General features: G+C 66.8%; 31 protein-coding genes and 1 tRNA gene. 14 read left to right on the top strand and 18 right to left on the bottom strand.

Annotated elements, in window-relative coordinates; genetic code table 11:
- Positions 1 to 222: 222 nt before the first annotated feature.
- Entirely contained in the window at positions 223 to 639 is a 417-nt protein-coding gene (locus ACFMRZ_RS05420; protein ID WP_280272493.1) for a TY-Chap domain-containing protein, read from the bottom strand.
- A gap of 237 nt (positions 640 to 876) precedes the next feature.
- On the opposite strand from ACFMRZ_RS05420, the gene ACFMRZ_RS05415 reads away from it, so the two are divergent.
- Positions 877 to 1,842, top strand: coding sequence for a TIGR03557 family F420-dependent LLM class oxidoreductase (locus tag ACFMRZ_RS05415; protein ID WP_400178168.1), 966 nt, complete (start codon positions 877 to 879; stop codon positions 1,840 to 1,842).
- A gap of 21 nt (positions 1,843 to 1,863) precedes the next feature.
- Here ACFMRZ_RS05415 and ACFMRZ_RS05410 read toward each other — a convergent pair whose 3' ends face one another.
- From ACFMRZ_RS05410 to ACFMRZ_RS05400, 3 genes are read right to left on the bottom strand one after another with little or no spacing between them, the layout of a single operon-like run.
- The gene (locus tag ACFMRZ_RS05410) at positions 1,864 to 2,691 is read right to left on the bottom strand and encodes an SDR family oxidoreductase (protein ID WP_400178167.1); all 828 of its coding nucleotides are present in this window, start codon (positions 2,689 to 2,691) and stop codon (positions 1,864 to 1,866) included.
- Between the two features lie 49 nt (positions 2,692 to 2,740).
- Positions 2,741 to 3,742 (bottom strand): chemotaxis protein CheB, encoded by a 1,002-nt coding sequence (locus ACFMRZ_RS05405; RefSeq protein ID WP_400178166.1) that lies wholly within the window; start codon positions 3,740 to 3,742, stop codon positions 2,741 to 2,743.
- A complete protein-coding gene (locus tag ACFMRZ_RS05400; RefSeq protein ID WP_400178165.1) occupies positions 3,739 to 4,503 on the bottom strand; it encodes an ATP-binding protein in 765 nt (254 codons plus the stop codon). Before ACFMRZ_RS05400 ends, ACFMRZ_RS05405 begins: the two co-directional genes overlap by 4 nt.
- 129 nt (positions 4,504 to 4,632) lie before the next feature.
- On the opposite strand from ACFMRZ_RS05400, the gene ACFMRZ_RS05395 reads away from it, so the two are divergent.
- Complete coding sequence (locus ACFMRZ_RS05395) at positions 4,633 to 4,848, top strand: hypothetical protein (protein WP_400178164.1); 216 nt, start codon at positions 4,633 to 4,635, stop codon at positions 4,846 to 4,848.
- A gap of 379 nt (positions 4,849 to 5,227) precedes the next feature.
- Positions 5,228 to 5,626 (top strand): hypothetical protein, encoded by a 399-nt coding sequence (locus ACFMRZ_RS05390; protein WP_400178163.1) that lies wholly within the window; start codon positions 5,228 to 5,230, stop codon positions 5,624 to 5,626.
- Positions 5,627 to 5,669: 43 nt separating this feature from the next.
- Here the strand turns inward: ACFMRZ_RS05390 and ACFMRZ_RS05385 are convergent, their stop codons facing one another.
- Entirely contained in the window at positions 5,670 to 6,608 is a 939-nt protein-coding gene (locus ACFMRZ_RS05385) for a TIGR03620 family F420-dependent LLM class oxidoreductase (protein WP_400178162.1), read from the bottom strand.
- A gap of 72 nt (positions 6,609 to 6,680) precedes the next feature.
- On the opposite strand from ACFMRZ_RS05385, the gene ACFMRZ_RS05380 reads away from it, so the two are divergent.
- The 3 genes from ACFMRZ_RS05380 (at position 6,681) to ACFMRZ_RS05370 (ending at position 9,455) form a co-directional block, all read left to right on the top strand.
- The gene (locus tag ACFMRZ_RS05380; protein ID WP_400178161.1) at positions 6,681 to 7,238 is read left to right on the top strand and encodes a TetR/AcrR family transcriptional regulator; all 558 of its coding nucleotides are present in this window, start codon (positions 6,681 to 6,683) and stop codon (positions 7,236 to 7,238) included.
- Positions 7,239 to 7,292: 54 nt separating this feature from the next.
- Positions 7,293 to 8,747, top strand: a complete 1,455-nt coding sequence (locus ACFMRZ_RS05375) for an amidase (RefSeq protein ID WP_400178160.1) — start codon at positions 7,293 to 7,295, stop codon at positions 8,745 to 8,747.
- Between the two features lie 189 nt (positions 8,748 to 8,936).
- Positions 8,937 to 9,455: an RICIN domain-containing protein gene (locus tag ACFMRZ_RS05370; protein WP_400178159.1), complete on the top strand. Its 519-nt coding sequence runs from the start codon at positions 8,937 to 8,939 to the stop codon at positions 9,453 to 9,455.
- Between the two features lie 118 nt (positions 9,456 to 9,573).
- On the opposite strand, the gene ACFMRZ_RS05365 is transcribed toward ACFMRZ_RS05370, so the two are convergent.
- From ACFMRZ_RS05365 to ACFMRZ_RS05325, 9 genes are all read right to left on the bottom strand, one after another.
- On the bottom strand, positions 9,574 to 9,753 hold the full coding sequence (locus ACFMRZ_RS05365) for a hypothetical protein (protein ID WP_400178158.1): 180 nt from the start codon (positions 9,751 to 9,753) through the stop codon (positions 9,574 to 9,576).
- Positions 9,754 to 9,764: 11 nt separating this feature from the next.
- Positions 9,765 to 10,073: a DUF3467 domain-containing protein gene (locus ACFMRZ_RS05360; protein ID WP_280271645.1), complete on the bottom strand. Its 309-nt coding sequence runs from the start codon at positions 10,071 to 10,073 to the stop codon at positions 9,765 to 9,767.
- Positions 10,074 to 10,145: 72 nt separating this feature from the next.
- Positions 10,146 to 10,640, bottom strand: coding sequence for a hypothetical protein (locus ACFMRZ_RS05355; protein ID WP_400178157.1), 495 nt, complete (start codon positions 10,638 to 10,640; stop codon positions 10,146 to 10,148).
- Between the two features lie 492 nt (positions 10,641 to 11,132).
- Positions 11,133 to 11,990, bottom strand: a complete 858-nt coding sequence (locus tag ACFMRZ_RS05350; protein WP_400178156.1) for an alpha/beta fold hydrolase — start codon at positions 11,988 to 11,990, stop codon at positions 11,133 to 11,135.
- A gap of 100 nt (positions 11,991 to 12,090) precedes the next feature.
- Entirely contained in the window at positions 12,091 to 12,468 is a 378-nt protein-coding gene (locus ACFMRZ_RS05345; protein WP_400178155.1) for a hypothetical protein, read from the bottom strand.
- A gap of 71 nt (positions 12,469 to 12,539) precedes the next feature.
- Positions 12,540 to 13,082, bottom strand: a complete 543-nt coding sequence (locus tag ACFMRZ_RS05340) for a hypothetical protein (RefSeq protein WP_400178154.1) — start codon at positions 13,080 to 13,082, stop codon at positions 12,540 to 12,542.
- Positions 13,083 to 13,769: 687 nt separating this feature from the next.
- Entirely contained in the window at positions 13,770 to 13,976 is a 207-nt protein-coding gene (locus ACFMRZ_RS05335; RefSeq protein WP_400178153.1) for a hypothetical protein, read from the bottom strand.
- A 340-nt stretch (positions 13,977 to 14,316) separates the two neighbouring features.
- Positions 14,317 to 14,760 (bottom strand): hypothetical protein, encoded by a 444-nt coding sequence (locus ACFMRZ_RS05330; RefSeq protein ID WP_400178152.1) that lies wholly within the window; start codon positions 14,758 to 14,760, stop codon positions 14,317 to 14,319.
- A gap of 55 nt (positions 14,761 to 14,815) precedes the next feature.
- Complete coding sequence (locus ACFMRZ_RS05325; RefSeq protein WP_400178151.1) at positions 14,816 to 15,097, bottom strand: hypothetical protein; 282 nt, start codon at positions 15,095 to 15,097, stop codon at positions 14,816 to 14,818.
- A 251-nt stretch (positions 15,098 to 15,348) separates the two neighbouring features.
- Between ACFMRZ_RS05325 and ACFMRZ_RS05320 the strand changes: the two genes are divergently transcribed.
- The 3 genes from ACFMRZ_RS05320 to ACFMRZ_RS05310 are packed head-to-tail and all read left to right on the top strand — an operon-like array spanning position 15,349 to position 17,035.
- Entirely contained in the window at positions 15,349 to 15,663 is a 315-nt protein-coding gene (locus ACFMRZ_RS05320; RefSeq protein ID WP_280362154.1) for a hypothetical protein, read from the top strand.
- Between the two features lie 2 nt (positions 15,664 to 15,665).
- Positions 15,666 to 16,196, top strand: coding sequence for a DUF6879 family protein (locus ACFMRZ_RS05315; protein WP_400178150.1), 531 nt, complete (start codon positions 15,666 to 15,668; stop codon positions 16,194 to 16,196).
- Entirely contained in the window at positions 16,193 to 17,035 is an 843-nt protein-coding gene (locus tag ACFMRZ_RS05310) for a helix-turn-helix domain-containing protein (protein ID WP_400178149.1), read from the top strand. The genes ACFMRZ_RS05315 and ACFMRZ_RS05310 overlap by 4 nt, the downstream gene beginning before the upstream one ends.
- A gap of 24 nt (positions 17,036 to 17,059) precedes the next feature.
- Here the strand turns inward: ACFMRZ_RS05310 and ACFMRZ_RS05305 are convergent, their stop codons facing one another.
- Positions 17,060 to 18,355, bottom strand: a complete 1,296-nt coding sequence (locus ACFMRZ_RS05305) for a helix-turn-helix domain-containing protein (protein ID WP_400178148.1) — start codon at positions 18,353 to 18,355, stop codon at positions 17,060 to 17,062.
- 216 nt (positions 18,356 to 18,571) lie between these two features.
- Between ACFMRZ_RS05305 and ACFMRZ_RS05300 the strand changes: the two genes are divergently transcribed.
- The 3 genes from ACFMRZ_RS05300 to ACFMRZ_RS05290 are packed head-to-tail and all read left to right on the top strand — an operon-like array spanning position 18,572 to position 19,489.
- On the top strand, positions 18,572 to 18,781 hold the full coding sequence (locus tag ACFMRZ_RS05300; RefSeq protein WP_400178147.1) for a hypothetical protein: 210 nt from the start codon (positions 18,572 to 18,574) through the stop codon (positions 18,779 to 18,781).
- A gap of 8 nt (positions 18,782 to 18,789) precedes the next feature.
- Complete coding sequence (locus ACFMRZ_RS05295; RefSeq protein WP_400178146.1) at positions 18,790 to 19,257, top strand: hypothetical protein; 468 nt, start codon at positions 18,790 to 18,792, stop codon at positions 19,255 to 19,257.
- A 10-nt stretch (positions 19,258 to 19,267) separates the two neighbouring features.
- Positions 19,268 to 19,489 (top strand): hypothetical protein, encoded by a 222-nt coding sequence (locus tag ACFMRZ_RS05290; RefSeq protein ID WP_400178145.1) that lies wholly within the window; start codon positions 19,268 to 19,270, stop codon positions 19,487 to 19,489.
- Positions 19,490 to 19,577: 88 nt separating this feature from the next.
- On the opposite strand, the gene ACFMRZ_RS05285 is transcribed toward ACFMRZ_RS05290, so the two are convergent.
- Positions 19,578 to 19,663, bottom strand: a tRNA-Leu gene (locus ACFMRZ_RS05285).
- Positions 19,664 to 19,764: 101 nt separating this feature from the next.
- Positions 19,765 to 20,079, bottom strand: a complete 315-nt coding sequence (gene mihF / locus ACFMRZ_RS05280; RefSeq protein ID WP_187688667.1) for an integration host factor, actinobacterial type — start codon at positions 20,077 to 20,079, stop codon at positions 19,765 to 19,767.
- A gap of 296 nt (positions 20,080 to 20,375) precedes the next feature.
- Here mihF and ACFMRZ_RS05275 point away from each other — a divergent pair, with 296 nt between their 5' ends.
- A complete protein-coding gene (locus ACFMRZ_RS05275; protein WP_400178144.1) occupies positions 20,376 to 21,368 on the top strand; it encodes an LLM class F420-dependent oxidoreductase in 993 nt (330 codons plus the stop codon).
- A 41-nt stretch (positions 21,369 to 21,409) separates the two neighbouring features.
- Positions 21,410 to 21,604 (top strand): hypothetical protein, encoded by a 195-nt coding sequence (locus tag ACFMRZ_RS05270; protein ID WP_280276503.1) that lies wholly within the window; start codon positions 21,410 to 21,412, stop codon positions 21,602 to 21,604.
- 4 nt (positions 21,605 to 21,608) lie between these two features.
- On the opposite strand, the gene ACFMRZ_RS05265 is transcribed toward ACFMRZ_RS05270, so the two are convergent.
- A complete protein-coding gene (locus tag ACFMRZ_RS05265) occupies positions 21,609 to 23,126 on the bottom strand; it encodes an FAD-dependent monooxygenase (RefSeq protein ID WP_400178143.1) in 1,518 nt (505 codons plus the stop codon).
- Positions 23,127 to 23,259 lie beyond the last annotated feature (133 nt).

The raw sequence follows: 23,259 nt of genomic DNA, 5'->3' as shown, positions 1-23,259 counted from the left end.
GGTCCTCGGCCATTGCCGGTGGGGCGTCGAAAGCCTTGTCCCGCAACGAAAAATGCCCCCGGAAGCCACCGGGAAGTATCTGTAACTCAGAGTTACAGATACTTTGTTTCCGATTGAATCCAGAGGAATTGCGACGGACCGATCACGCGCGACACAAGGAAATCATCCGGGCGCGGAAGCCATCGAAAGCCACGATAGCACGCGCTCGCTCGACCCGCGTCCTCAGTACACCTCGACCGTCACCTGCACCGGATGCGACACATCGAGCACCTCGTACAGCAAGATCACCAGAAGGTCGGCGACCTCCCCGTGATCGCTCACCCGCACGCCCACCTCGCACCGGTAATTCGGTCTCCCCCTGCGGAATCCGAGCTGGGCGAGCGTCGCCACCTGCCCCTCGGTGAACGGCAGCGCGGGCAGCGAGTTGCCGTCGGCCCGCCGTCGCCACCATCGCGTCCTCGACAGCCGCCCCGGATCGGAGACCTCCACCGAGATCCCGTCGGGCACCTCGGTCCTGCCGAATGTCCGCCATTGCACATACTGGCTGGGCGTGTCCACGCTCGCGATCACCGCCCGCCGGTCATGACTGGCCAAGGTGCGCGTGAGCGCCTGCTCGACCAATGTCCCCAGTGAATCCACGGCTGCTCCCCATGCCGGGTTGTGTTCCGCTCCCTTGTGAGGTATTCGGCCGCGGGCCTCGATGTGTTATCCGTCACTGCGGTTCACGGCGTGGCGAAGACGGACGCGCCCTGGTTCCTGCCGTTTGCCGACCAGGAGGTCGGGTAGCACCGGGTGTAGTAGGCCAACCGAACATCTTTCGCGATCCGCGAGACGACCAGGCGCATCCGCCACGGTCGGCGACAGGAGGAGGTTGCGGTGCAGATCGGATACAAGCTGGCGGCAGAAGCTTTCGGACCCACGGAACTGATTCGGCAGGCGGTGCGCGCCGAGGCGGCCGGTTTCGACTTCGTCGAGATCAGCGACCACTACCATCCCTGGCTGGACAATCAGGGCCACTCCCCGTTCGCGTGGACGGTGCTCGGCGCGATCGCCGCGCGCACCGAACGCATCGGGCTGGCCACGGGCGTCACCTGCCCGACCGTCCGCTACCACCCCGCGATCATCGCCCAGGCCGCGGCCACACTGGCGTTGGTCTCCGAGGGGCGCTTCACCCTCGGCGTCGGCTCCGGCGAGCGGCTGAACGAGCACGTGGTCGGCACGGGGTTCCCGGAATCGGTGCACGAACGGCATCGGCGGTTGCGCGAAGCCCTCGAGATCATCCGGCTGCTGTGGCGCGGCGGCTACCAGTCCTACCGCGGCGAATACCTGCAACTGTCGGACGCGCGCGTGTTCGACCTGCCCGACGAACCACCGGTGATCGCGGTGGCGGCGGGCGGCCGCGCCGCGGCTCATCTCGCCGCGGAACTCGGGGACGGCCTGTTCGCCACCGAGCCGAAGGCCGAGATCGTCGAGCACTATCACGGCTCCGGCGGAAAGGGACCCCGCTACGCGGAGGTGCCGATGGCATGGGCCGAGGATCCGCACACCGCGGCGCAGGCGGCCCTGGACACCTCGCGCTGGGCGCTGACGGGCTGGAAGGTGATGAGCGAGTTGCCCAATCCGGTGAACTTCGCCGCGGCCACCACCACCGTGCGGGAGGAAGACATCCGCAAGCAGTTCGCCTGTGGCTCGGATCCCGAGGACTACCTGAACGCGGCGCGCCCCTACCTCGACGCGGGCTTCGATCACCTGGTCATGCAGAACGCCGGGCCCGACCCGGACGGCTTCATCGACTTCTTCCGCGACGACCTCGCCGACCGGCTCCGAGCCCTCGACGCCTGACCCGCACGGGCCGGTGGGCCGTTACCCCTTCCGCCATCCGTCGTCGGGGAGCCGCTCACTGGCCTGCGGTCCCATCAGCATCATGCCGCCGTCGACCACATACGACGCACCGGTGACGTAACCGGCCGCCGGCGTCGCCAGGAACGCCACCACCGCGGCGACCTCCCGCGCGTCACCCGGACGGCCCAGCGGATAGCCCGGCCGGGCCTGCGTCTGCGGGTCGACATCGCCCTGACCGGTCATCGGCGTCGAAATCTCCCCCGGCGCAACCGAATTCACCGTGATGTCGTATTCGGCCAGCTCCAGCGCCAGCACCTTGGTCAGCGCACCCAGACCCGCCTTCGCGGCACAGTAGGGCGCCGCGCCGACACGCGGGACGTGCTCGTGCACGCTGGTGATATTGATGATCCGGCCCCCGGCGCCCGCCTCGATCATGTGCTTGGCGGCGCGCTGCGCGCACAGGAACGCGCCGTCCAGATCCACCGACAGCACCTGCCGCCAGGTGTCGAAGTCCATATCCATGACGCGCTGGGCACTGCCGGTGCCCGCACAGTTCACCAGCACGTCGATACCGCCCAATTCCTCGGCCAAGTCGTCGATGACCGCCGCCGCGGTGGGCAGATCGCCGAGATCCAGCCGCCGCACGGCCGCCCGGACCCCTTCCGCACGCGCCTTCTCGGCGGTGTCGTGCGCCCCCGATTCGTCGCTGTGGTAAGTGATTCCGACGTCGACGCCGCCGCCCGCGAGAGCCACGGCGATCGCCTCGCCGATACCCGAGTCCGACCCGGTCACGACCGCCCGGACCGGGGCGCCGGCGCGTTCCTGTGTTGAGCGAGCAATAGTGGTCATGTCCGGCGACTACCCGGGCCGCACGAGTGTATGCCGGACCGGGCGTGGTTCACGATTCGTCGGGGCCCGGCCCATCGGATTGATACAGCAGCCGCCGCAATACGTCGGCGGCGCGGGCGTTCTCGTCGCTGTACTCGGCGTAGCGCCGGGCGAGGCGATCCTGTCCCCGCTGCGCGGCGGCGGCGCTCATCCGCTCGGCGAGCTGCTGCTTCTCCGCCAGCGCCCGCAGCGCCGTCCACAACGACTTCTGCACCTCGACATCCTGTTCGACCAGCAGCGCACTGCTGGTCCACGCGTGCCCGACCCGGCAGCGGTAGCGCTCGGTCTCGGCGACGGTGAAAAGCACACCGCCACAATCCGGACAGGCCAGCCCCGAGGGCTGCATCATCTCCGACACCTCCTCGGAACCGCGTTGCTCCCCGGCGTCGATCCGCGCCTCGAGCCGGTCGAGCCCGGAAACCGGGGGTGTCGACCCCGTCTCCCGGTTCAGCATCTCCGCCTGGATCGCGGCGCCGATCTTGGCGGCAGGCAGCACATGGTCGACCACCGTGGCGGCCAGGGCACTGTCGGGCATGCTCCGGTAATCGGCTTCCTCCGGATCCTGGACGATGGCCACGCCGCCGCGCGCCTTGATCAGAGCCAGACCGGCCGCCCCGTCGTCGAGCGCGCCCGACAGCACGACGCCCATCGCCCGCGGTCCCCATTCGATCGCGGCCGACCGGAACAACGCGTCGATTCCGGGGCGATGACGATTCTCGGTCGGCCCGCGCGACAACCGGAACCGGCTGTCGGACACCAGCAGATGATGATCGGGCACGGCCGTGTACACCGTGCCTTCCGACAGCGCCTCCTCGCGGGCGGCCGTCGCCGGCAGGGGCCCCGCGCGGTCGAGGATGGCCGACAGCACACTACTGCCGCTCGGGGGCAGATGCAGGACGACCAGCACAGCCGCCGACAGATCGACCGGCAGACCGGCGACGAATTCGCGCAGCGCCCCGACGCCTCCCGCGGAGGCGCCCACCACGATCAGATGCGAGGGTTGCGTAGTCATCTCCCGCCGCCGCGTAATTCCTTGGTACGCAAGGTCGCCCATACCACTTTGCCTTGCGGCCAGCGCGGTGCACAGCCCCAGGCGCGGGTGATCTCGGCCACGACGTGCAGCCCGCCGGAGAAGTCCGCGCCGGGACCGGGCTCGCGCAGCACGGCCTCGCGCGGATCGCTGTCGGAGACCCCGACGGTGAGCAGATTCCGGCGCAGTTCGAGCCGGATCTCCATGTCGTCGTGACTGTTCGCGTGGATCAGCGAGTTCTCCACCAGTTCCGTCGCGACCAGGCAGGCATCGCCGCGAAGTTCGGGGATCGACCAGCGTTCGCAGGTCTCGGTGACCAATCGCCGCGCGCGCCGCCCGCATGCGGGGTTGCGAGCCAGCGACAGCGAGGTGCGCCGCCGACTGGGCTGTTCGACCAGGCTGTCCAGCGCCGCCGCGACCGTCGTGAAGACCGGGAGGAATCGATCCACACAGCTGGAGCGGAATCGGTGACGTTGCGGTTCGGACTGCGCCACCAGCAACAGCGGTACGGTCGGCCAGGTGTCGATGCGCATCGAGGCGCTCGTGAACGCCGTCAGCAGCGGGTCGGCGGGGATGGCCAAGTCGTCCACCGCGACGATGACGGCCCGCGGCTGGTCCACCGCGTACTTCACGAGATCGTCCCGGAGCCGCCGATAGGTAACCTCGGTCAATTCTCCGCGGGGCCGGACGATCGAACAGTTCTCGAAATCCGTTCGAGTCCAGTTGATTCCAGCGTTTCCCATGCGACCTCCGTGTCACCGCGGCGCCCCCGGCCCCCGCGTCGTCGTATCCGGCCCGCACATGACGGTCGGCAATGGGGGCCTGCCATACGCTTGCGAGCTACCCAGCCGCGATCGTCGCAAACGACCGAGTTGCGCGACACCGACTTCTTCCGCCGGGCGAAGCTGCTGGCGAGCCGGATCGGGCAGGGACCCAAGGAAAGTCCCGCCGATGTCGCCCGCCAAGGTATCGACGCGCTGCTGGACGACGAGCAGAAGGTGGTCGCGGGCCTCGTCACTCGCGTACTTCCCGATACCGTGAAAGCCGAAGCGCACCAACTCGTTTCGTCGCCGACGCGCGGCCGGTAGCGCTCGATGTCCCTAGGTCCCGGCACGGTAGATGGCCGGGACCTCCGACTGTGTCGCACGCTGATCACCGGCCGCGGACCGACTGCGCGGGGGCAATACACCGCGCGACAAGCGACAGTGCCACCTCGCGCCGTCCCTGGCAACTCACTCGCAACAAAACGAATTTCCGCCCGTTTACCTGCTCTGACCAGCTGAGTAGAAATTTTCGAGGCAGGACTGAGCAACGGCGGGTTTTCCCTCCGCAACCCCGGGTAGGCGTTCGCATGCCAGGAATTGCCAAGGCACATCCCACTCCAACGGGATCAATGGAGATCGAAAAGGAGAGGATTCACATGGCAAGATCCGCGAAAATCGGTATCGTCGCCGCGGCGGCGGGGACATGGGATTCAGCAGCAACCCGCTGGGCATGAACACCGTGCCAGTCCGCGCGGCATTCGACGCCGACGTCGGCGGCTGCGTGGGCCTGCCCACGACCGAGGTCTCCCTCCACGGCGACTTCACCGGCAACGGCAGCTGCAACGACGCCCTCGGCTACCTCGACGGCGTGCTGCGCTGGACCAACGGGGAGGTCAGCCGCGTCGCCGGCCAATGGCACGTCCCCGGCGGCAACCCCGCCGCCCCGGTGACCAACATTCTCGACATCACCGACGGCCCCGGCGCCGGCGGCAAACTGCATGTCGATCAAGCCCCGGTCGACAGTCAGCCCTTGGCGAACGCCTGCATGAACGGCACCGCCGACCGCGGCCGAATCCCCATCAACACCCTGCACTTCAGCTGACCCCCGACAGGTGCCCGGCGCGGAGGCCCGCGCCGGGCACACCTCATCCCGCGACCGCCTCGGATCGACTGAACAACGTTGCGAGCGTTGCCAGTTCACGCCATTCGGCGGTCGGCGCGATGTCCGCCCGGGCGGTGAGAACCTGCAGGCAGACATGGTCGGCGCCCGCGTCGAAATGGGCTTGCACGCGCTCGGCGACGGCCTCGAGCGCCCCGGGTCCGCCGCCCGCGACGAGCGCGTCGACGACCCGATCGGCCGGGGTGCCGGACAGCTCGTCGGTGGTGTAGCCGAACCGCCGCATGTCTTTCACGTGCGCGGCACCGTGCGCCAGATAGCCGCCGACATGAGCGCGGGCCAGATCGCGGGCCGTCACCGGGTCGGGGTCGAGCACGACAGCCTGCTCGACGGCCAGCAGCGCGTCGGGCCCGAGCCGGGTGCGGGCGTCTGCGGTATGGGCGACCGGTACGAGGTACGGCAGCGCACCATTCGTCCGCTCGGCCGCCAAGCGCAGCATCTTGGGCCCGAGCGCGCCGAGGACTCGCAGGCCGGGAACGGGCGGCGGCGGGCTCTGCAGCGGCACCGCGTCCATCGCCTCCAGATAGTCGGTCATCGTCGCGACCGCGTGCCCGCCCGACGGGACCCGATGCCCCAGGTAGGTCAGCGGGCGATCGTCGACCCGATGTCCGCCGAGGCCCAGGACGAACCGGCCCGGATATGCCTCGGCGAGTGCGCGTTCCGCGGTGGCCATCGCGATCGGATCGCGAAAGTACACGTTCGCTATCCCCGGGCCGATCACCAGTCCGCTCGTCGCGCCGAGCAGGATTCCCGCCTGCGTCAACACATTGCGGCCGAATCCCTCCCCGATCCACAGCGTGCCGAAGCCGAGTTCCTCGATCTCGGCGGCGATTTCGCGCACGCGCCCGGCGGGCTGCGCGTCCAGGGCAAGGGTCCACAGGCCGAGGCGGCCCACCGTCGTGTTCATCCGTCCTCCAATATAATGAGATCCTCTCACCTTAACGATAGTGAGGGGTTCTCACCTTGTCGAGGAGGTTACGTGCCGAGACCCGCAGCGAGGCGTGCCGACGCCCGCCATAACCGCGAGCTGATCCTCGAGGCCGCCGACGCGGCCTTCCGCCGGGACGGGGTACGGGCCTCGCTGGCGGAGATCGCGCGTACCTGCGGAATCGCCATAGGCACGCTCTACAAGCATTTTTCGACCCGCGAGGCGCTCCTGGAGGCGTTGATCCACGACCAAGTGGCCGGCCTGCGGGAACACGCCGAACGTCGCACCGGCTCCGACACCCCCTACGAGGCGTTGATCGAGTGGTTGCAGGAGTTCGGCCGCTGCGCCTCCGCCTACCAGGGTTTGGCGGAATCGATCCTGTCCGCCGCCGTGACCGACGGCTCGGACATGCACGCCGCCGTCCAGTGCATGCGCACGGCCGCCGGTTCGCTCCTGACCGAGGCGCAGCGGTCGGGGGCCATCCGGCTCGACGTGACTCCCGCCGAAGTCTTCGCGCTGGCCTGCGGAGCGGGCACCGCGAGCCGATACACCACCACCGACCCCGACCGTCTCCTCCGGCTCGTGGTCGACGGCCTGGCACCCCGCTAACGAACCCGCCCATCGCCCTTACGCAGACCCCGGCGGGCCGATAGCGTCGGGTTCATGGAGTGGAGTTATCGGTCGGCCGAGGAACTTTCGGCCGCGTTGCGTGCCGGTGCGCTGAGTTCGATGGAACTGACCGAGGAGGCGATCGCCCGGATCGAGCGGGACGACAAGGCGATCAACGCGATCTGCGTGCCCGACTTCGACCGCGCGCGCGACGCCGCACGCCGGGCCGACGAGGCGCTCGCCCGCGGCGAGGACCGGCCGCTACTCGGAATCCCGGTGACGGTCAAAGAGTCCTACAACATCGCCGGGCTGCCCACGACCTGGGGTATGCCACGGTTCGAGAACTATGTGCCGACAGAGGACGCGGTACAGGTGGCGCGGGTGCGGGCGGCCGGGGCGGTGGTGCTCGGGAAGACGAATGTGCCGCTGATGCTGAAGGATTGGCAGAGCTTCAACGAGATCTACGGCACCACCGGCAACCCGTGGGATCTCGGCCGCACACCGGGCGGGTCGTCCGGCGGATCGGCGGCGGCCCTGGCGGCCGGCTTCGGTGCGCTGTCCCTCGGCTCCGACCTCGCCGGTTCGTTGCGCGTGCCCGCGCATTTCTGCGGCGTCTACGCGCACAAGCCGTCGTTCGGACTGGTGGCGGCACGCGGCATGGTCCCGCCACCCGCGCCCGCGTTGCCGAGCGAGGGCGACCTCGCCGTCGTCGGCCCCATGGCCCGGACCGCCCGCGACCTCGCGCTGCTGCTGGACGTGATGGCGGGCCCGGATCCCCTGACGCTCGGCGTCGCGTTCGATGTGGCGCTACCGCCCGCGCGCCATCAGCGGCTCGGTGACTTCCGGGTCCTGGTTCTCGAGGAGCACCCGCTCCTGCCCACCGGGGCGGCCGTGCGGGCCGCGGTGAACCGCGTCGCCGAGGCCCTCGCCGCCGACGGCGCCCGCGTCGAACGGCACAGTCCGCTGCTGCCCGATCCGACCGAAGCCGCCACGCTCTACGCCCAGTTGATGGTGTCGAACGTCGCCGCGAGTTTCCCCGCGGAGAGGTACGAGCAGCTGCGGGCCGCCGCGGCGGCACTGGGCGCCGACGACCACAGTCGCGACGCGGCATGGTTGCGTGGCGCGGTGTTCAGCCACCGCGAGTGGATCGAGGCGAACAACCGCCGCGAGCAGCACCGCCACGGCTGGCGGCAACTCTTCACCGAGTTCGACGCCGTGGTATGCCCGATCACGCCGACTCCCGCATTCCCCCACGACCACAACCCCGATGCGCGGGAACAGCGAATCGACATCGACGGCGTCGCGTACCCCTACGGCGACCAGATGATCTGGCCCGGTGTGGCGACCATGCCCGGCCTCCCCGCCACCGCCATACCCGCGGGCCGATCACCCGAGGGCCTGCCGGTCGGCGTGCAACTGATCGGCCCGATGTTCGAGGACCGCACACCCCTGCGGCTGGCCGAACTGCTCGAGCAGAAGATCGGCGGTTTCGAGGAGCCGCGCCGGTAGCTCCGTCTCCGGTGAGATCGGTGGTCCGGCCAGCAAACCCGAGAGGACAGGTGGGTGTCCGGTCCATACCGGAGTGCACATTCCTGCCCACGGTCCATGGTTACACTCGCTGCCGCTCGGCATGAGCGACGAATACCATCGAGGCGGCGGTCCGCGGGCGCGGCCATTGAGAGACAAGGGGATTCACGGTTGCTGGTCAGGCTTCTCGTCGCGGCAGGCATGATCGCCGCCCTCGTCACCGTGTCGGTGCCCGCCTCCGCCGAGCCGATCCGACCGGGCAGATACCGTGTGTTCTGGGAACCGCTGCCGAGCACGCCGATACTTCCCCAGCCCACCGACGTATCCCTGCCGCGGCACGGCGCCGACGACACCCTCGACGTCCACCAGTGGGAGTTCGTGGCGATCGACTACCGCCCGGCCGGGCCGGTCTTCCAGATACGTAACGCCGCGAGCCGTTTGTGCCTGCGCCCGGGCCGCTTGCCCGCCGATTCCGCCCCGGCCCGGCAGGACGTGTGCGGCATCTCCGACACCGAGACCTGGACCGTCAGCCCGGCCGACGGCAACTATCGCCTCACGCTGGCCGCCGATCACCGAATCGCCTTGTACGGCAGCGCAACCGGTGCCTCGGCGCCGACCGCTCTGGTCGGCCCCGTCGACAACCGCTCCGTCGCCCGCTGGATTCTGAAACCGCTGTCCACCCGGCCCTGACCCGGACAGGTTCGAGGGAGGCACCCTGCGGCGGTCGAGTTGTCCGCGGGTGTCCCCTCTCGAATTCCCCGACCGCACACCGCCGGTCGACGTCGAAGGCCGGATCACCTCCGTGCGTTCACCGGCCGGCTTCGGGTGAGGACGCGACGGAACCGCTGCCGGGCCGCGGCATCGAGGTCGTGACGAGGTAGCGGCGGCCAGCGACCCGGTCGGGCCGGTAGTGCACGACCGGGTCGGTCACCACGATCCACTCGTGGGGACTGCCCGCGAGAATTCTGATCGCACTCGATTCGAGCATTTCATTTTCTCCTATTCACCCAGCGGCACGATCGGGCCGAATTGTTGCTCGTAATTGCTCATGCTGTCGTTCAAGGTCTGCATGAGGCGAAAGATCATCGACGGCGGGAACTTCACTCGGGCAACTACTTGGACCGGCTGACGTAATACAGGTTCGCCCGCCTCGTCGAGTCCGGGGTCGGCCGGCAGGTGCACGAGAAAATCCAGGGTGAAATCGGTGCGGTTGTACCAGCAGGTGAAACCATTGGCGTAGGCACCGATGCTCATTGCCTCGGGCACGATCACTTCGACGTTCACGGGCGGCGGACCGATTTCGCTCATGGGCACCCCTGACGACGCGGCGCCGAATGGGTCGCCCGCAGCGGCGACTCATCCGGCACCGACTCATATCTCCTATCGGGACTGGCTCATCCGCGTCTGCTGCCGGAGCTGCTGCAGTTGCATCTCCCAGCGGCCGGTGTTGTCCTGGGTGCGGTTGGCTTGGTCGTCGGCCTGCTGGGCCAGCTGATTGGCCTGGTCGGCCTGATCCTGGGCGGTCTGCGCGCGCTGCTGGGACTGGCCGGCCTCGCCCTGCGCCTGCTGCGCCTGGCTCTGGGCCCGGTCGGCGTCGTTCTGTGCCTGCTGCGCCTGGTTCTGCGCCTGCACGGCCTGCTGGCGGGCCTGTTGTGCCTGCTGACTGGCCTGGTTGGCCTCGTTCTGCGCGGTACTCGCCTGATGCTGAACCTGACGGGCCTGCTGCTGCGCCTGTCTCGCCAGCGTTTGGGCCTGCTGCGCGTACTGGCGTGCGTTCTGGGCCTCTTGCCGAGCTTGATCGACATTTGCGCGGAGTTCCTCGATCTCCCGCACGGTGAGCATGTCGGTACGCGTCTCGGGAGCTTCTTGTGTCATATCGAAATCTCCTGTGCTACCGGTTTTTCGGATGATCCCCCTGCGTCGATGAAGCGGGCAAAAGGATTATGCGCTCCGGTCGGCACGCAAACACAATGAATAGGAAATATCCGTGTAACAACTAGGGGGGTTCGTCAAGAGTCCTCGACTTTGCGTCGGGTGGTAGCGCATTTCCGGCGCTGCCTTTTCCGCACTCCCCCGGCGTCCCTCGCTACGCAGCGGCTATTTCTGCGATGTGGTTCGTCGATATGACGCCGTCAGGTCCGAAAAGGCGTGGAGTGGCCGTAGCAATATCTCCGCGGTTATCCCAGGACCGCGGGCGGTCGCGGCCAGGCCTCCTGGACCGCGTCATCCGGCTTCGACGAGTGAGCCGAGCATCCGGTAGGCGACCGACCATGAGGGGCGTGGTGCTCCCCGAACCGCTCGGCCAGCAACTGCTCACCGTGCACGGAAGCGTCTTCGATCGGGCGTGCTGTCAGCGATATTCGCTGTCTAGGACCGGAGAAAATCCGCAAGCAAACGTGTCGTCTCCTCGGGTGCTTCCTCCGCGAGGAAGTGACCCGACCTGACCGGGGCGCCGGTGACGTGCCGTGCCCAGCCGCGCCAGACCTCGAGCGGGTCGTACCAGTGCGCGACGGCTCCACTGTCGCTCCAGAGAACCAGGACGGGGCAGGCCAAGCCGCGGTCACGGTCGGCTTCGTCGTGGGCGATGTCGTGTATGGCGGCGGCCCGGTACTGCTCGCAGATGGCGTGTACCCGCTCGGGGTCGTGGAACTGCTCCCGATACGCCGCTCTGATGTCATCGGTGAAAACCTCGGGGCTGTCGGACCATTCATCGAGCATGTGGTCGACGAAGGTATCGGGTGCCCCGAGGATGAGGCGCTCCGGAATCGGTGCGGGAGCGGCAAGAAACGACCACACCCAATATCCGAGGGCGAATTCGCGGTCCGCACGGGCGAATGCGTCGGCCGTGGGAATGATGTCCAGCACCGCCAGCGCGTCGACTCGTTCCGGATGATCCAGGGCGGCGCGGTAGGCGCACCGCGCGCCGCGATCGTGCCCGACCACCGAGAATCGCTCGTACCCGAGCCGGTCCATCACCTCGATCTGGTCGCGAGCCAGCTCACGCATCGCGTGTCCGCCGCCGCCCGGACTGGACGCGCCGTATCCACGAAGGTCTGTGACCACGACGGTGAACTCCCGTGCCAGCACCGGAGCGACCAGTCGCCACATCAGATGAGTTTGCGGAATCCCGTGCAGGAGTAGCACTGCCGGGCCCGAGCCGCCCCGCCGCCCGAAGACCGTGCCGCGACCGGTTGTGATGGTGAACTCGTCGAAGTCGTCGAACATCGTGCCTCCGTCGCGGTGGACGAGGCCGCACAGGAGTAACACAAGGACGCGGCGCCCGGCGCGCCCGAAGACAAGCCTACCGGTTCGGCGAACCGACCAGCTAGGCCGCCAGCATCCAGACCACCAGCGCCGCGAGCGCGACGAGATAGGCTGCGCCGGTGAGGATTCCGAGACGGTGCACCCAGTCGCCCGTGCGCGAGCCGGCAGCCTTGTCATCGAGGATCGGGATCAGTGGCCCGTTGTCGCCGCCATCGGCCAGGGTCAGCGCGGCGACCACCAGCAGCACGTCGGCAACTATGAGCAGGGGCCGGGCGTCGTGTGGCGCGCAGAATCCGGCGAACACCAACGGCCCGAACAGGATCAACGGCGCCAGCCCCAGCGAGCCCAGGACGCCGATCAGCAAAAACCAGCCCGCCGAGGTCCAGCGCGCCAGAACGGCGAAGGCGACCACACCGAGCTGGACCAATCCCATGATCATGCCGAATTCATACCAGCAGAGCCCGACAGTCCGGAAGGTCGTTACGTCGGCTCGCCTCGCGACTCATCGGGTCAGCAGATGCTCGGGCCTGCAGCAACGTCGACCCGCGGCCAGTCGTTGTGGATCTGGTAGTAGATCGGGCCGATGAGACAGGAATGTGACGGGCCGATATCGACGAGCGCCCGCATCCCCTTACCGATGTAGAAACCGTCGGAGTCTTGGAATTCGGGGCCGAGAGATTGGGACGCGGCACCCGGCGGCAACAGCGCGGCCGTCATTCCGTCCTTATGGTCGGGCTCGGACTCGTTCTCGGGGTCGGACCAGTAGTCCCAGATCGCCGAGGCTGTCTGCGGATGACTCTGGGCGTACTGATTCCAGTTGTCCGTATCCGGTCGGCCGGGAACCGGCCGGTCCCAGTTGTTGAATATCCCGATCGGCATCGCGCCGGAATTATTGATGATCCCGCACGCCAAGACGCCGAACGCGGGGCTCAGACATTCACCGGGATTGCCCGCCGATGCCGGTGCGGCCATGACCGCGACGGCCGCACCGGCGGCAGCGAAAGCTGTACATATAGAAGTGATTCGGCGACGGACGACTGAGTGACTGTTCATGGCGGACAGTAGACGACACCTCGTGCGGGACCGGTCCCGCACGAGGTGCGACCTATTCGCGATCCCGGTTCAGGGCACCATGTACCAGGTGTAGATACCGGCGTCAGGATCGCCATCACACTCCCAGAGGTGGCCCTGCGAAGTGAGTCGCTTTCCGACAGTGGCTTCGGTACACGGCGTCGATGGGGGCGTGGGCGTCGCCGGAGTCCGCAGGGTAACTACGGTGTCGGACCACGCGGCTGTTGCCTCGGCTCCCGCAGCGGCCGAGGTCGTGCTCGAAAAGGCGAGACCGGCAATGGACAGAAATACGCCGATGGCAATGGATCGCATAGTCATGTGATGCTCCTCGAATTGCGAACGGGCAGCTCCGTGTGTGGTGCTCGGACGGTGATGGGAACCGCCCACGGAGCAGTGTCACCGGCAGAGCACGGGACCCCACCCGGCGTCTCCTTGCGACACTCGGCGAGTTCGCCAGTGCGAGCATTCGCCCTGGGATCCGCGGGAACCACATCGGCGCGACCCAGCAACTTGCACGGCCCCTTCACAACCCCGCAGAACTGCGAAGCACAACGCTCCTCCTACAGCAATGCCGATCACTGCCACGAGAGCAACGGGAAGTGGTACTTCCAGTCGTGGGGGTAGGGAGCCTGGGGTCCCAGCGTTCACGACTCCGACGTTGGCCGAGGGTCAGGATTGAGTGGGAAAAGCCTCCGCCCCGGCCACGTCTCTCTCCACCGCCTCGAAGATTCCGATATCCGTCCTCTGCTGCCACTCCGGCAGCTGCTCCCACGGCGTGATGAAGCTGTCCTTCGGTGTACCCGCATAGTGCGTGGTGACGCCCTCGATCCACGCCTCACGAAAGACCTTGCCGCCTTGTTCACGATCGATGCTCACGACAATTCCCGTTCGTGCTGACTCCCGATACGGAATGCGGCCCGCGCCGTCACAAGCCCAACGTCCGTGCCATCCAGTCGAGCGCAGCCTCCCGATCTCCATTGGGCACTCCCCTCGTCGCATAAGGCGGCACCGTCACCCAGCGCCATGACCGCCGGCCGCTGACCGGGCGGAGTGTCCACCAGCCCCACTCACGGTGCATGGTGTAGCCGCCACCGAGGTCCCCCGGGTGTAGGCGAGGCGTCCGCAGCCGACGCCACCGCCGGCGGACGAACGCTGTGGCAGCAGCACGGCGCGGGATGGAACCGGCTGGCACTTCGGCATAGCGTCCCAATGAATTTCATCCTCTCGGGCATTCGGATGCGCTACCGGTCACGTGGGCAGTGATCCGCCATAACCCAGGTGAGCATTCAGCACTTACCTGATAGTTCAGCCGGGGAGCCGGAATCCGTCGGTCGGTGATGGTTGCCATGGTGATCCACATGCCGTTGGTGTCGCGGCGGGCCAAGCTCAGCTCCATCCGGTGGCTGGCTGGTGGTGCTGCGCAGTCCGCCCAGGCGTCACCGAGGATCAGCGGGGCCAACACCGTTGGCTGGCTGAAGGTGAAGCCGAGGTCGCAGGACTTCGCCACGCCCACCGGAACGATGGCGTCAGCCTCAGCGCTGGTAGACAATGCGGCAGTCGCGAGGGCAGCCACTGTAACCATGCAGCCGAGCCGAAACACGAGCGTAAGCATGAAATCCCCCAGAGTGAATATGGCGTCCGACCAAGAGACAGACGCCATGAGGTTATGGTTCAGTTGTGGCCTAACGCTTTTCGGGCGAGCGGGACTCGAACCTCTACGCCGCATCCGACGGACCCACGACCGGCGGCCCATTCCAGCGTTGCAGAGTGGTGGCGGTCGCCGTGTACTCAGGGAGGCTGGTGATGACTCGGTCCTCGATGAGATCGACGCCGAAGGAATCGGCGACGGTTCCGGTGACCGCAGTGATCATCACCTTGGCTGTGTCGGCGATGGCGTTCTTCTCATCGACCGGCGTCCAGCGCGCAAGTGCCGGCACTTCGATCAGCCACCGGCTGCCGCAACAATGCACCTTCACCAGGTACCGACGCAATGCCATTCACTCCCCCTCATCGCAGTGGTGGGGCGACTCGGCGCCGGGGAGAAAGAATCCTGTAGTGCTGTCCCGAGCGGGCTTTCGCCGGTGCCGAGCGCCTGGTCATCGACGCTAGAGCGGCAGGTCGGTACGATGCCATGTCTTTGCTCGGATTTGCTTCGGGCATCCCCGGACCATTGACCGCCAGTCCGACTACGAGCCACGATGACGACGTTCAAGCAAATCCGTGCGTCATGAGATCCAGGACGGTCGCCATGCGTTTACGATTCCTCGGTACTGATAGCCAGAACGGCACTTGCCCAACACTTTTCGCCTCGGACAGCGGGACTTACGTCGTCCAGGGGTGGCGCACCGGACTCGACGGATCCGCGATCGAGATCCCCCACGCCCTGCTGAAATTTCTGGAACCAGGGACCTTCCTCGGCGCCCAGCTGACCGATACCGGCCGCGGTACCTTTACGCTCAGCGGTACGCCGGTCACCGATGCGGAAGCCCTCCGGCAACTGGACCTGCCCAACCACGAGAGCGGCATCGAGGTGCCGATGGGAAAGGAAATCCGCCCGGTATGAAGTTGATCCAGGACGAGGAGTTCATCGAACTCTTCCACGGAAGGTGGAAGCGGGCCTTTCACCTGGAGACTCAGGACGAGTATCTCGTCGCCGAGGAACACGAGCCTTTCCGCAAGTTCCTGGCCGGAGAACCCGACGACTACGAGTGGTGCCGTTCCTGGGATGAACTGATCAAGGAGGAAACATCGACAGGCAAGCAGGTCCATCGGTTGCGGGTGATCAGCGTGCCGCACGTGGACTACACCCGGTTCGGCCTCACCATCGCCCCGCTGAATATCGAAGCGGGCGAAGAGATCAGGTGGCTGCCGCGGTCACTGATCGACGCGACCGAGCTGGCCGGTGACGATTACTGGTTGTTCGATGATCGCTTGGTCGTCTTCGTCGCTTTCCGTCGAGATGGTGATTTCGGCGGGTTCGCGGTGACCGAGGACCCGGTGATCGCTGCTCACTGCGTCGCCGTTCGAAACAAGGTGTGGGAGCTTGGTATCCCGCACGCTGAGTACGCAGAGAGCGACTACGCTGCTGCCAAGTGACCAGCTCCAGCGTTCGTGATGCCAGGGAGGCGTTAGGCGGTCGTCTACGCGACATCCGCAAAGATGCGGGTCTCTCTGGCATCCAGCTGGCCGAGTTTACCGGGTGGCACTCGTCGAAGGTCTCGAAGATCGAAAACGGCAAGCAGACGCCCTCCGAGGCCGACATCCGCATCTGGTGTCGCCACTGCAAGACCAACCAGCAAGTACCTGATCTCATCGCAACGCTGCGTAACGTCGAGGCCGCCTATGTCGAATGGAAACGCATCGCCGGCATCAGGCGCAAGCAGCAGCAACTGCACGCACTGGAAGACGGCACGCGGTTGACCCGCTGGTTCGAACCGGTGATCATGCCGGGACTGGTGCAAACCCTGGACTACATGCGTGCGATGCTCGGCCGGGTGTCGGCCTTCTACGGCCACGACGAACCGGTCGATGAAGGTATCGCAGCCCGGCTCGAACGGCAGCAGGTGCTCCGTCACGGCAACCATCGGTTCAATTTTGTTCTGGCCGAACAGGTTCTCTACACCACCGTGGGATCTGACGACATCATGATCGACCAGCTCGATCACTTACTGAACGTGATGCGTCTACCGAACGTGGTGGTGAGTGTCATCCCGCAGATGTCGGACTATGAGGTACCGACGACGAACTTCGCCATCTTCGACCGCAAAGTCGCCCACGTCGAGACAATCTCGGCGGAACTGACGATCACGCAACCGCGGGAGCTGATGCTGTACGAGCAAGTATTCCAGACGCTTCTCGGGCAGGCCGTGGTCGGCGAAGCGGCGCGGGTGCTGATCGGCAAGGCGATGGATAGACGGCGACCGCACGCCAAGTAGAGGTGCGGTTTCTCTGCGTCCAGCTCAGTTCGCCGCCCACGTTCCCAAGAACTCACGTACCTCCGGTACCCCGGTATGCGGCCGAACCGTTGTGGCGACGCCATCGAGCTTCTGGCGAATACGCGTCGACCCGATCTGCCGGATTGTCTCGAAGTTCTCGGTGAGAACTTGGCACCCCTCGGCAATCTCGCCGGCCCGCACCAGGTTGCGACCACACTGGACGTACCATTCGGCTTGCTCACGCGGCCAAGCCGCCGACCCGTCAATTGCTACCTGAATCTTGTCCGACGCCGCCTTATGTTCGCCGACGTACATGTGCATGATGCCGGTCATACCGCTCAGCAAGGCATCGGGCAGATAGACCCATTCCGGATCGAATCCTCGGCTGGATTCATATGCCCGATATGCCCGGCTCAAGGCATCGGTGACCGCAGACTTGTTGCCGCTCGGGTCTTGCATTCCCAGGGCATCGGCTTCGCGAATGGCCATGAGCGCACGCAGCTTTGGGCCGCCATGGCTCATGGCGGCTCGGGAGGCGGTTTGGGCATACTGCACCGCTTGCCTGGTACCGGCAGGCGTACCGCCGTTCCATTCGGTCAACAGTGAACTGGCGTTGCCGAGGGCATGTGCCACCGCAATGCCATCACCGGCCGCGGTGGCGGCTTGGGCGGCATCGGCGTAGTAGCGTCGGCACTGGTCCAAACGACCGGCGTCGTAGTGGACCCAGCCCGCGGCAGTCATCATCTCAGCAGCGGCGCTGGTCAGGGTACGGCCGACTTCATCGGTATAGGTAGCGGTGTCGAGCAGCTGCTCGACGTAGCGCACCTCGTTGGCAGCCACCCGGCAGAGCCGATCACCACCGACGATCAGGTCGAGTTCGTGAATCTGGTTGGCACTGGCGTTGATCTCGGCCACATCACTGGCACCGACCCGGATTCCTCCGGCTGATGAGCCGGTGGCCATTGCGCGCCCGGCAGCACCGGCCGTAACGGCGGCACCAGCGCCGATGGTCCCGGTTCGCAGGAAGTTGCGACGGTTCACATCCGCCTCCTCATCTGACTCCACTACCAGTATGGCAAGCGGTACGTGAAGAGCCCTGGCTACGCGGCGCAGTACCCGCACATCGTGCACAAGGGCACCGCCACGTTCGAGCTGTGAAATCGCGGGCTGGGTGTAACCGAGAACGGCTCCCAGTTCGGTTTGTGTCATGCCGAGCGACTTACGTATTCGGCGGATGATCTCGCCGGTCGTCAGATGCATCCCGCTGTCTCCGCTCTTCGGATGAACGTGCATTGCAAGATCGATGGTTCGCTCAGACATGTTGCACCGCAAGGGCGTTCGTCCCTAGGTTCACTCTATACGTGTCTCGTTATATTTCTACGACTTTGGGCTATTCAGGCCGGTGAACGGCCTTGCAACCGCCTTACGGTCGGGTCGGTGCCTCGGTACCGGGCCCTACCCCGCAGAGGCCGTACCGGCTCCCGAGAGCCGGGCACCCCAGATTTCACGGTAAGCCGACACGAAAGGTGTTCGCCCATGCATTCACTCGCCATTCACCAGTTGAACACGCTGATCGACCAGGAAACCCACCACGCATCGAATACCCCCTTCGCCGTGCCGCAGGCGCACACCATTACCCAGTTCCACACTGCCTGCCGGGTCAGACCATGTCCTGGAAAGGCAGCGGCGCTGCGGGCACTCGCCGAGGCCGACGCCCTGAGGCCATCCACCATCCATCCGCGGTGATACGAGCAATGACCGACGAGCCGTTCCTCCCGGACGCCGCAAACCTGCACAAAGCCTTCCGTGGCGAGGTAAAGGCTATCCACTCCATGGGCATCATCGACGCTGCCGCCCGCATGATCCCGATTCAGGACAAGCGCCGGGAGGCCATTCGGCGGATGCGCGAACAGGACGGGTTGTCCAGCGGGGAATTGCGCCGAGCTGTTGGGGATTTCACGGCGGCAGAGGTTTCGCTGGCCGCGTTGGTATCAATCGTCGACGACAGCGTGTCCCGGGCGCTCCGGGGCCGGAACCATGTGTCCGGCGTATGGCACACGGAGACAGTCGGTTTGGTCGTGTCGCGCATGGCGGAGTTGTGGCTCGACTACCTCGACAGCCAGAACCACGAAGGCGCGCACCGGGTGGCCCGAATGAGTGATGCCTACAACTGCTTGGTGGTGGAGCTGGCGACGGGCCGGCGCTTGCCGCCGGATATGTGAGAGGAGAGCGATGTCGAAATACATCCCGGATCCCGCGCCTCACAGAACCTTTGTGCACGCCGATGGCAAGCTCGCCGAATTCATGTGCCAGGTGTACCTGATGGATCTGACACCGGCGCGGGCGTGGGAGCTTAGGCGTATCCACCGATCTCATCATCCGGATGAGTGCATGGTGCACCTCGAAGCGGCATCCCTTTTGCTGATGGACGAGAGTGGCGGCATGATCCCCTGACGGACCGGCGACCCCAGCTGCTGCCGGAAACGAGAAAACCTCCGACCGAGGTCGGAGGTTTATCTGTAACTCTGAGTCACAAACACTGTGTCCGGAGGGGGACTTGAACCCCCACGCCCATTAATAGGGCACTAGCACCTCAAGCTAGCGCGTCTGCCATTCCGCCACCCGGACCGGTGGTGCTCAGCAAGGTTATCGGATCCGGTCGCGAGGTCCAAATCACGGTTGTTCGTGCAGGTCCTCGGGGATTCGATTGCTGAGCGCCGCCGCGAGTTCTAGTTCTTGACGGCCTCGAGCAGCGCGGCCCGCTGGCGCGAGCCCAGTCCGCCGATCCGACGGTCGGCGGGGATCTCCGCTTCGTCCATCAGCTTGGCGGCCTTCACGGGGCCGATGCCGGGCAGCGCCTTGATCACGGCCGCGACCTTGGTCTTCTTGACCAGATCTTCCTTGTCGGCGCGCTCGAGCACCTTCGACAGCGAGATCTTGCCCTTGCGGACCTCCTCGATCAGTTCCGACCGGGCCTTGCGGACCGCGGCCGCCTTGGCCAGCGCAGCGTTGCGTTGCTCGGCGGTCATGGTGGGAAGTGCCATGTCTACTACCTTTCGCTCGTTCGCTGGAACCTCAACGGCACCGATTGAACATCACCGAAGCCCCGGTGGCGGTTCGACACACCGCGAGGAAGATCGCGGTCGCGCGGGTTTTGCGGCCGCGAACCACGGTGGATGCGGGCAATTTGCCAGCCTCGCGCGGCGGCGCGCTCGGCACGGCCGCCGATTGGACGCGCCGAGCGCACAACGGTTGCCGCCGCGCCGATCGGCCGCGACAGTGGACAGCGGTGTCGCGGCCGTACCCGGCCGCGGCCTGTCGACATGTGAAGGAGACGTCCGTGCGCTTCGGCATTTTCATCCCGCAGGGCTGGCGGCTGGACCTGGTCGGCATCGACCCCGCGGCGCAGTGGGGAGTGATGCGGGACCTGGCTCAGCGCGTCGACGCGGGAGACGCCTGGGAGTCGCTGTGGGTGTACGACCACTTCCACACGGTGCCGGTGCCGACCGAGGAGGCCACCCACGAGGCGTGGACGCTGATGTCGGCGTTCGCGGCGGTGACCTCCCGGATTCGCCTGGGGCAGATGTGTACCGCGATCAGCTACCGCAATCCGGCCTATCTGGCGAAGGTGGCCGCCACCGTGGACCTCATCTCGGCCGGGCGGGTCGAGATGGGCATCGGCGGCGGCTGGTACGAGCACGAGTGGCGCGCCTACGGATACGGATTCCCTTCCGCCGGTGATCGTTTGGCGCGTCTGGACGAGGGCGTTCAGATCTTCCGGCAGGCGTGGACCACCGGCTCGGCCACCCTCGACGGCAAGCACTATCAGGTGAACGGCGCCATCGTGCGCCCGCTGCCCGCGCAACCGGGCGGCATCCCGCTGTGGATCGCCGGCGGCGGCGAGAAGAAGACGCTGCGCATCGCGGCGAAGTACGCCGCCTACACCAACTTCAGCGGCGACCCTGAGGGTTTCGCGCACAAGTCGGAGATTCTGCGCGGGCACTGCGCCGATGTCGGCACCGATTTCGACGCGATCGTGCGCTCCTCGAATTTCAACGTCGCGATCGGCCGCACCGAGGCCGAGGTGGAGGACCGCCTCGCGGCCCATATCGCCCGCCTGGCCCCGTTCGTCGGCGCCGAGCAGGCCGAGGCTCAGATCAATCAGCTGTTCCGCGGCACCGCGGCGGTCGGGACGCCCGAGCAGATCATCGAAAACCTCAGTCGCGTCCGCGATCTCGGCCTCGGCTACGCGATCCTGAACTTCCCGGAGGCGGCCTACGACACCACCGGTATCGAACTGTTCGAACGCGAGGTGATTCCGGCGCTGCGCTGACCCGGATTCGGGACAGGGATTCGCCGAAGGAAGGGAGACCCGTGGCCGAGGACGCCGTGGCCGTGCTGGAGCGCTGGACCGGCTCCGGCGGCATCTGGCGGGTGCTGAGCCGCAGATCCGGGCAGATCGTGGTGGGCCTGTACGACTGCGCCGGTGGCACGGAGGTCGATCGCCTGGTCTCCGCCGACCCGGCCCTGCCGCGCTATCTGGGAGACCGGGCGAGCAGCGAGGACTGAACCCCTACAGCGCCCGATCCGGGCCGCCGAACCACCGCGACAATGCGTCCCCGAGCCCATCGGTCCCGGTATCGGCGGCCCAGGCGACGAACCCGTCGGGCCGCACCAGCAGCGCCGAAAGTTCGCGCGGCTGAGCCGGTTTCGCGGTGACCACCCGCACGCGCGAGGACCAGGGCGCGGCGAGCGCGCGCAGGCCCGGGTCATCGGTGAGGTCGAGCAGCAGCGCGCGGCCGTCGCCGCAATGCTCGCCCAGCCGGGTGCCGTCGGACAGTTCGATATCGGGTGCGACCGCGCCGACCAGTTCGTGTCCGCCACCGAGGTCGTAGCGGTGCAGGATGCCGGAGATCTTCTTGAACACCGCCGTCGCACCGTCGCGGGTGTCCATCATCTCCCGCATCACCTTGCGCATCGCGCGACTGCGATCGTCCGGCCGCATCACCGCGACCTGCGCACGAGTCCACTCCAGCACCCATTCCCCGATCGGATGCCGCTCGGCGGTATAGGTGTCCAGCAGTCCGGCCGGCGCCCAGCCCGCGACCACCGCCGCCAGCTTCCAGCCGAGATTCATCGCGTCCCCGATGCCCAGGTTCAGTCCCTGCCCGCCGAACGGCGAATGCACGTGCGCCGCATCGCCGGCGAGCAGCACCCGTCCGCGGCGGTAGTCGGTGGCCTGGCGGGTGTTGTCGCTGAATCGGGTGGCCGAGCGCAGGGCCGTAATCCGTACCGGGACACCGGATACCTTGTGCAGGCTCGCCTCCAGTTCGGCGGCGGTGACGGGGGCGGTGCGGTCGCGCGGCGGCCCGTCGACCTCGATGGTGAGAAAGCGGCCCGGCATCGGGCCGTAGGCGTAGACGCCGGTGTCGGTCGTGTTCCAGCCGAGACGCAGGTCCTCGGCGCCGGTCATCTCCGCCACCGCCTGATACCCGGTGACGACCGGATCGAGACCGGGGAACTCGAAGCCGGCGAGCTTGCGCACCAGGCTGCGGCCGCCGTCGCAGCCGACCAGCCAGCCGGCGCGAATCACGGTGTCGCCCAGCCAAATCGTGACACAGTCACCGTCGTCGGTGAATCCGGTCAGCTCGACCTGCCGCCGGACCTCGACCCCCAGTTCGGCCGCCCGGCCGCCGAGGATCTCCTCCACGTCCTGCTGCGGGACGAACGGCGACCCGTCGACCGGGCCGAGTTCGGCGAAGGCGGGATCGTCGATGTCGATGAGCGAGCCGTCCAGGAACATTCCGGCGAAATGCCCGCCGAAGCGCCGCGGTTGCTCGCCCGCCTTTCCCGGCAGGAGCGGCAGGCTCGCGACGTGCGCGGCCCGCCGTTCGTTCAGTCGCGGCAGCAGTCCCCGCCGATAGAACGACTGCACGGTGGGGACGTTGATGCCGCCCGCCTTGAGGGTCTGGTCGATCTCGGCCAGCCGCTCCACCACCAGTACGTCCACTCCCGCCAGCCGCAACTCGCATGCCAGCATCAGTCCCACGGGCCCGGCCCCGGCCACCACCACATCGAATGTCTCGGTCATGGAATCGAGCGTGCCGCGCGCCGATTGCGCCGGACTTGCGCGCGGCTTGCGTCGCGCTCGCAAACCGGTCGGCCGCAGACGTTCTCGGTTGTTCGGGGGCGGAATTCTCTGGCAGACTCCGTATGCCCGACTC

The organism is Nocardia sp. N2S4-5 (assembly GCF_044628355.1).
Classification (GTDB): Bacteria; Actinomycetota; Actinomycetes; order Mycobacteriales; family Mycobacteriaceae; genus Nocardia; species Nocardia wallacei_B.
Note: the sequence above shows the minus strand (reverse complement) of the source record. Positions and strands in the feature narration are given on the sequence as shown.

What these genes read in the sequence shown, in the direction of transcription:
- ACFMRZ_RS05365 (WP_400178158.1), bottom strand. Translation starts at nt 9,753, where the DNA reads ATGCTCGAATCGAGTGCGATCAGAATTCTCGCGGGCAGTCCCCACGAG.
- ACFMRZ_RS05400 (WP_400178165.1), bottom strand. Translation starts at nt 4,503, where the DNA reads ATGGGAAACGCTGGAATCAACTGGACTCGAACGGATTTCGAGAACTGT.
- ACFMRZ_RS05330 (WP_400178152.1), bottom strand. Translation starts at nt 14,760, where the DNA reads ATGGCGTCTGTCTCTTGGTCGGACGCCATATTCACTCTGGGGGATTTC.
- ACFMRZ_RS05390 (WP_400178163.1), top strand. Translation starts at nt 5,228, where the DNA reads ATGGGATTCAGCAGCAACCCGCTGGGCATGAACACCGTGCCAGTCCGC.
- ACFMRZ_RS05405 (WP_400178166.1), bottom strand. Translation starts at nt 3,742, where the DNA reads ATGACTACGCAACCCTCGCATCTGATCGTGGTGGGCGCCTCCGCGGGA.
- ACFMRZ_RS05410 (WP_400178167.1), bottom strand. Translation starts at nt 2,691, where the DNA reads ATGACCACTATTGCTCGCTCAACACAGGAACGCGCCGGCGCCCCGGTC.
- ACFMRZ_RS05290 (WP_400178145.1), top strand. Translation starts at nt 19,268, where the DNA reads ATGTCGAAATACATCCCGGATCCCGCGCCTCACAGAACCTTTGTGCAC.
- mihF (WP_187688667.1), bottom strand. Translation starts at nt 20,079, where the DNA reads ATGGCACTTCCCACCATGACCGCCGAGCAACGCAACGCTGCGCTGGCC.
- ACFMRZ_RS05320 (WP_280362154.1), top strand. Translation starts at nt 15,349, where the DNA reads ATGCGTTTACGATTCCTCGGTACTGATAGCCAGAACGGCACTTGCCCA.
- ACFMRZ_RS05360 (WP_280271645.1), bottom strand. Translation starts at nt 10,073, where the DNA reads ATGAGCGAAATCGGTCCGCCGCCCGTGAACGTCGAAGTGATCGTGCCC.
- ACFMRZ_RS05300 (WP_400178147.1), top strand. Translation starts at nt 18,572, where the DNA reads ATGCATTCACTCGCCATTCACCAGTTGAACACGCTGATCGACCAGGAA.
- ACFMRZ_RS05305 (WP_400178148.1), bottom strand. Translation starts at nt 18,355, where the DNA reads ATGTCTGAGCGAACCATCGATCTTGCAATGCACGTTCATCCGAAGAGC.
- ACFMRZ_RS05350 (WP_400178156.1), bottom strand. Translation starts at nt 11,990, where the DNA reads ATGTTCGACGACTTCGACGAGTTCACCATCACAACCGGTCGCGGCACG.
- ACFMRZ_RS05385 (WP_400178162.1), bottom strand. Translation starts at nt 6,608, where the DNA reads ATGAACACGACGGTGGGCCGCCTCGGCCTGTGGACCCTTGCCCTGGAC.
- ACFMRZ_RS05265 (WP_400178143.1), bottom strand. Translation starts at nt 23,126, where the DNA reads ATGACCGAGACATTCGATGTGGTGGTGGCCGGGGCCGGGCCCGTGGGA.
- ACFMRZ_RS05355 (WP_400178157.1), bottom strand. Translation starts at nt 10,640, where the DNA reads ATGACACAAGAAGCTCCCGAGACGCGTACCGACATGCTCACCGTGCGG.
- ACFMRZ_RS05375 (WP_400178160.1), top strand. Translation starts at nt 7,293, where the DNA reads ATGGAGTGGAGTTATCGGTCGGCCGAGGAACTTTCGGCCGCGTTGCGT.
- ACFMRZ_RS05340 (WP_400178154.1), bottom strand. Translation starts at nt 13,082, where the DNA reads ATGAACAGTCACTCAGTCGTCCGTCGCCGAATCACTTCTATATGTACA.
- ACFMRZ_RS05295 (WP_400178146.1), top strand. Translation starts at nt 18,790, where the DNA reads ATGACCGACGAGCCGTTCCTCCCGGACGCCGCAAACCTGCACAAAGCC.
- ACFMRZ_RS05345 (WP_400178155.1), bottom strand. Translation starts at nt 12,468, where the DNA reads ATGATCATGGGATTGGTCCAGCTCGGTGTGGTCGCCTTCGCCGTTCTG.
- ACFMRZ_RS05325 (WP_400178151.1), bottom strand. Translation starts at nt 15,097, where the DNA reads ATGGCATTGCGTCGGTACCTGGTGAAGGTGCATTGTTGCGGCAGCCGG.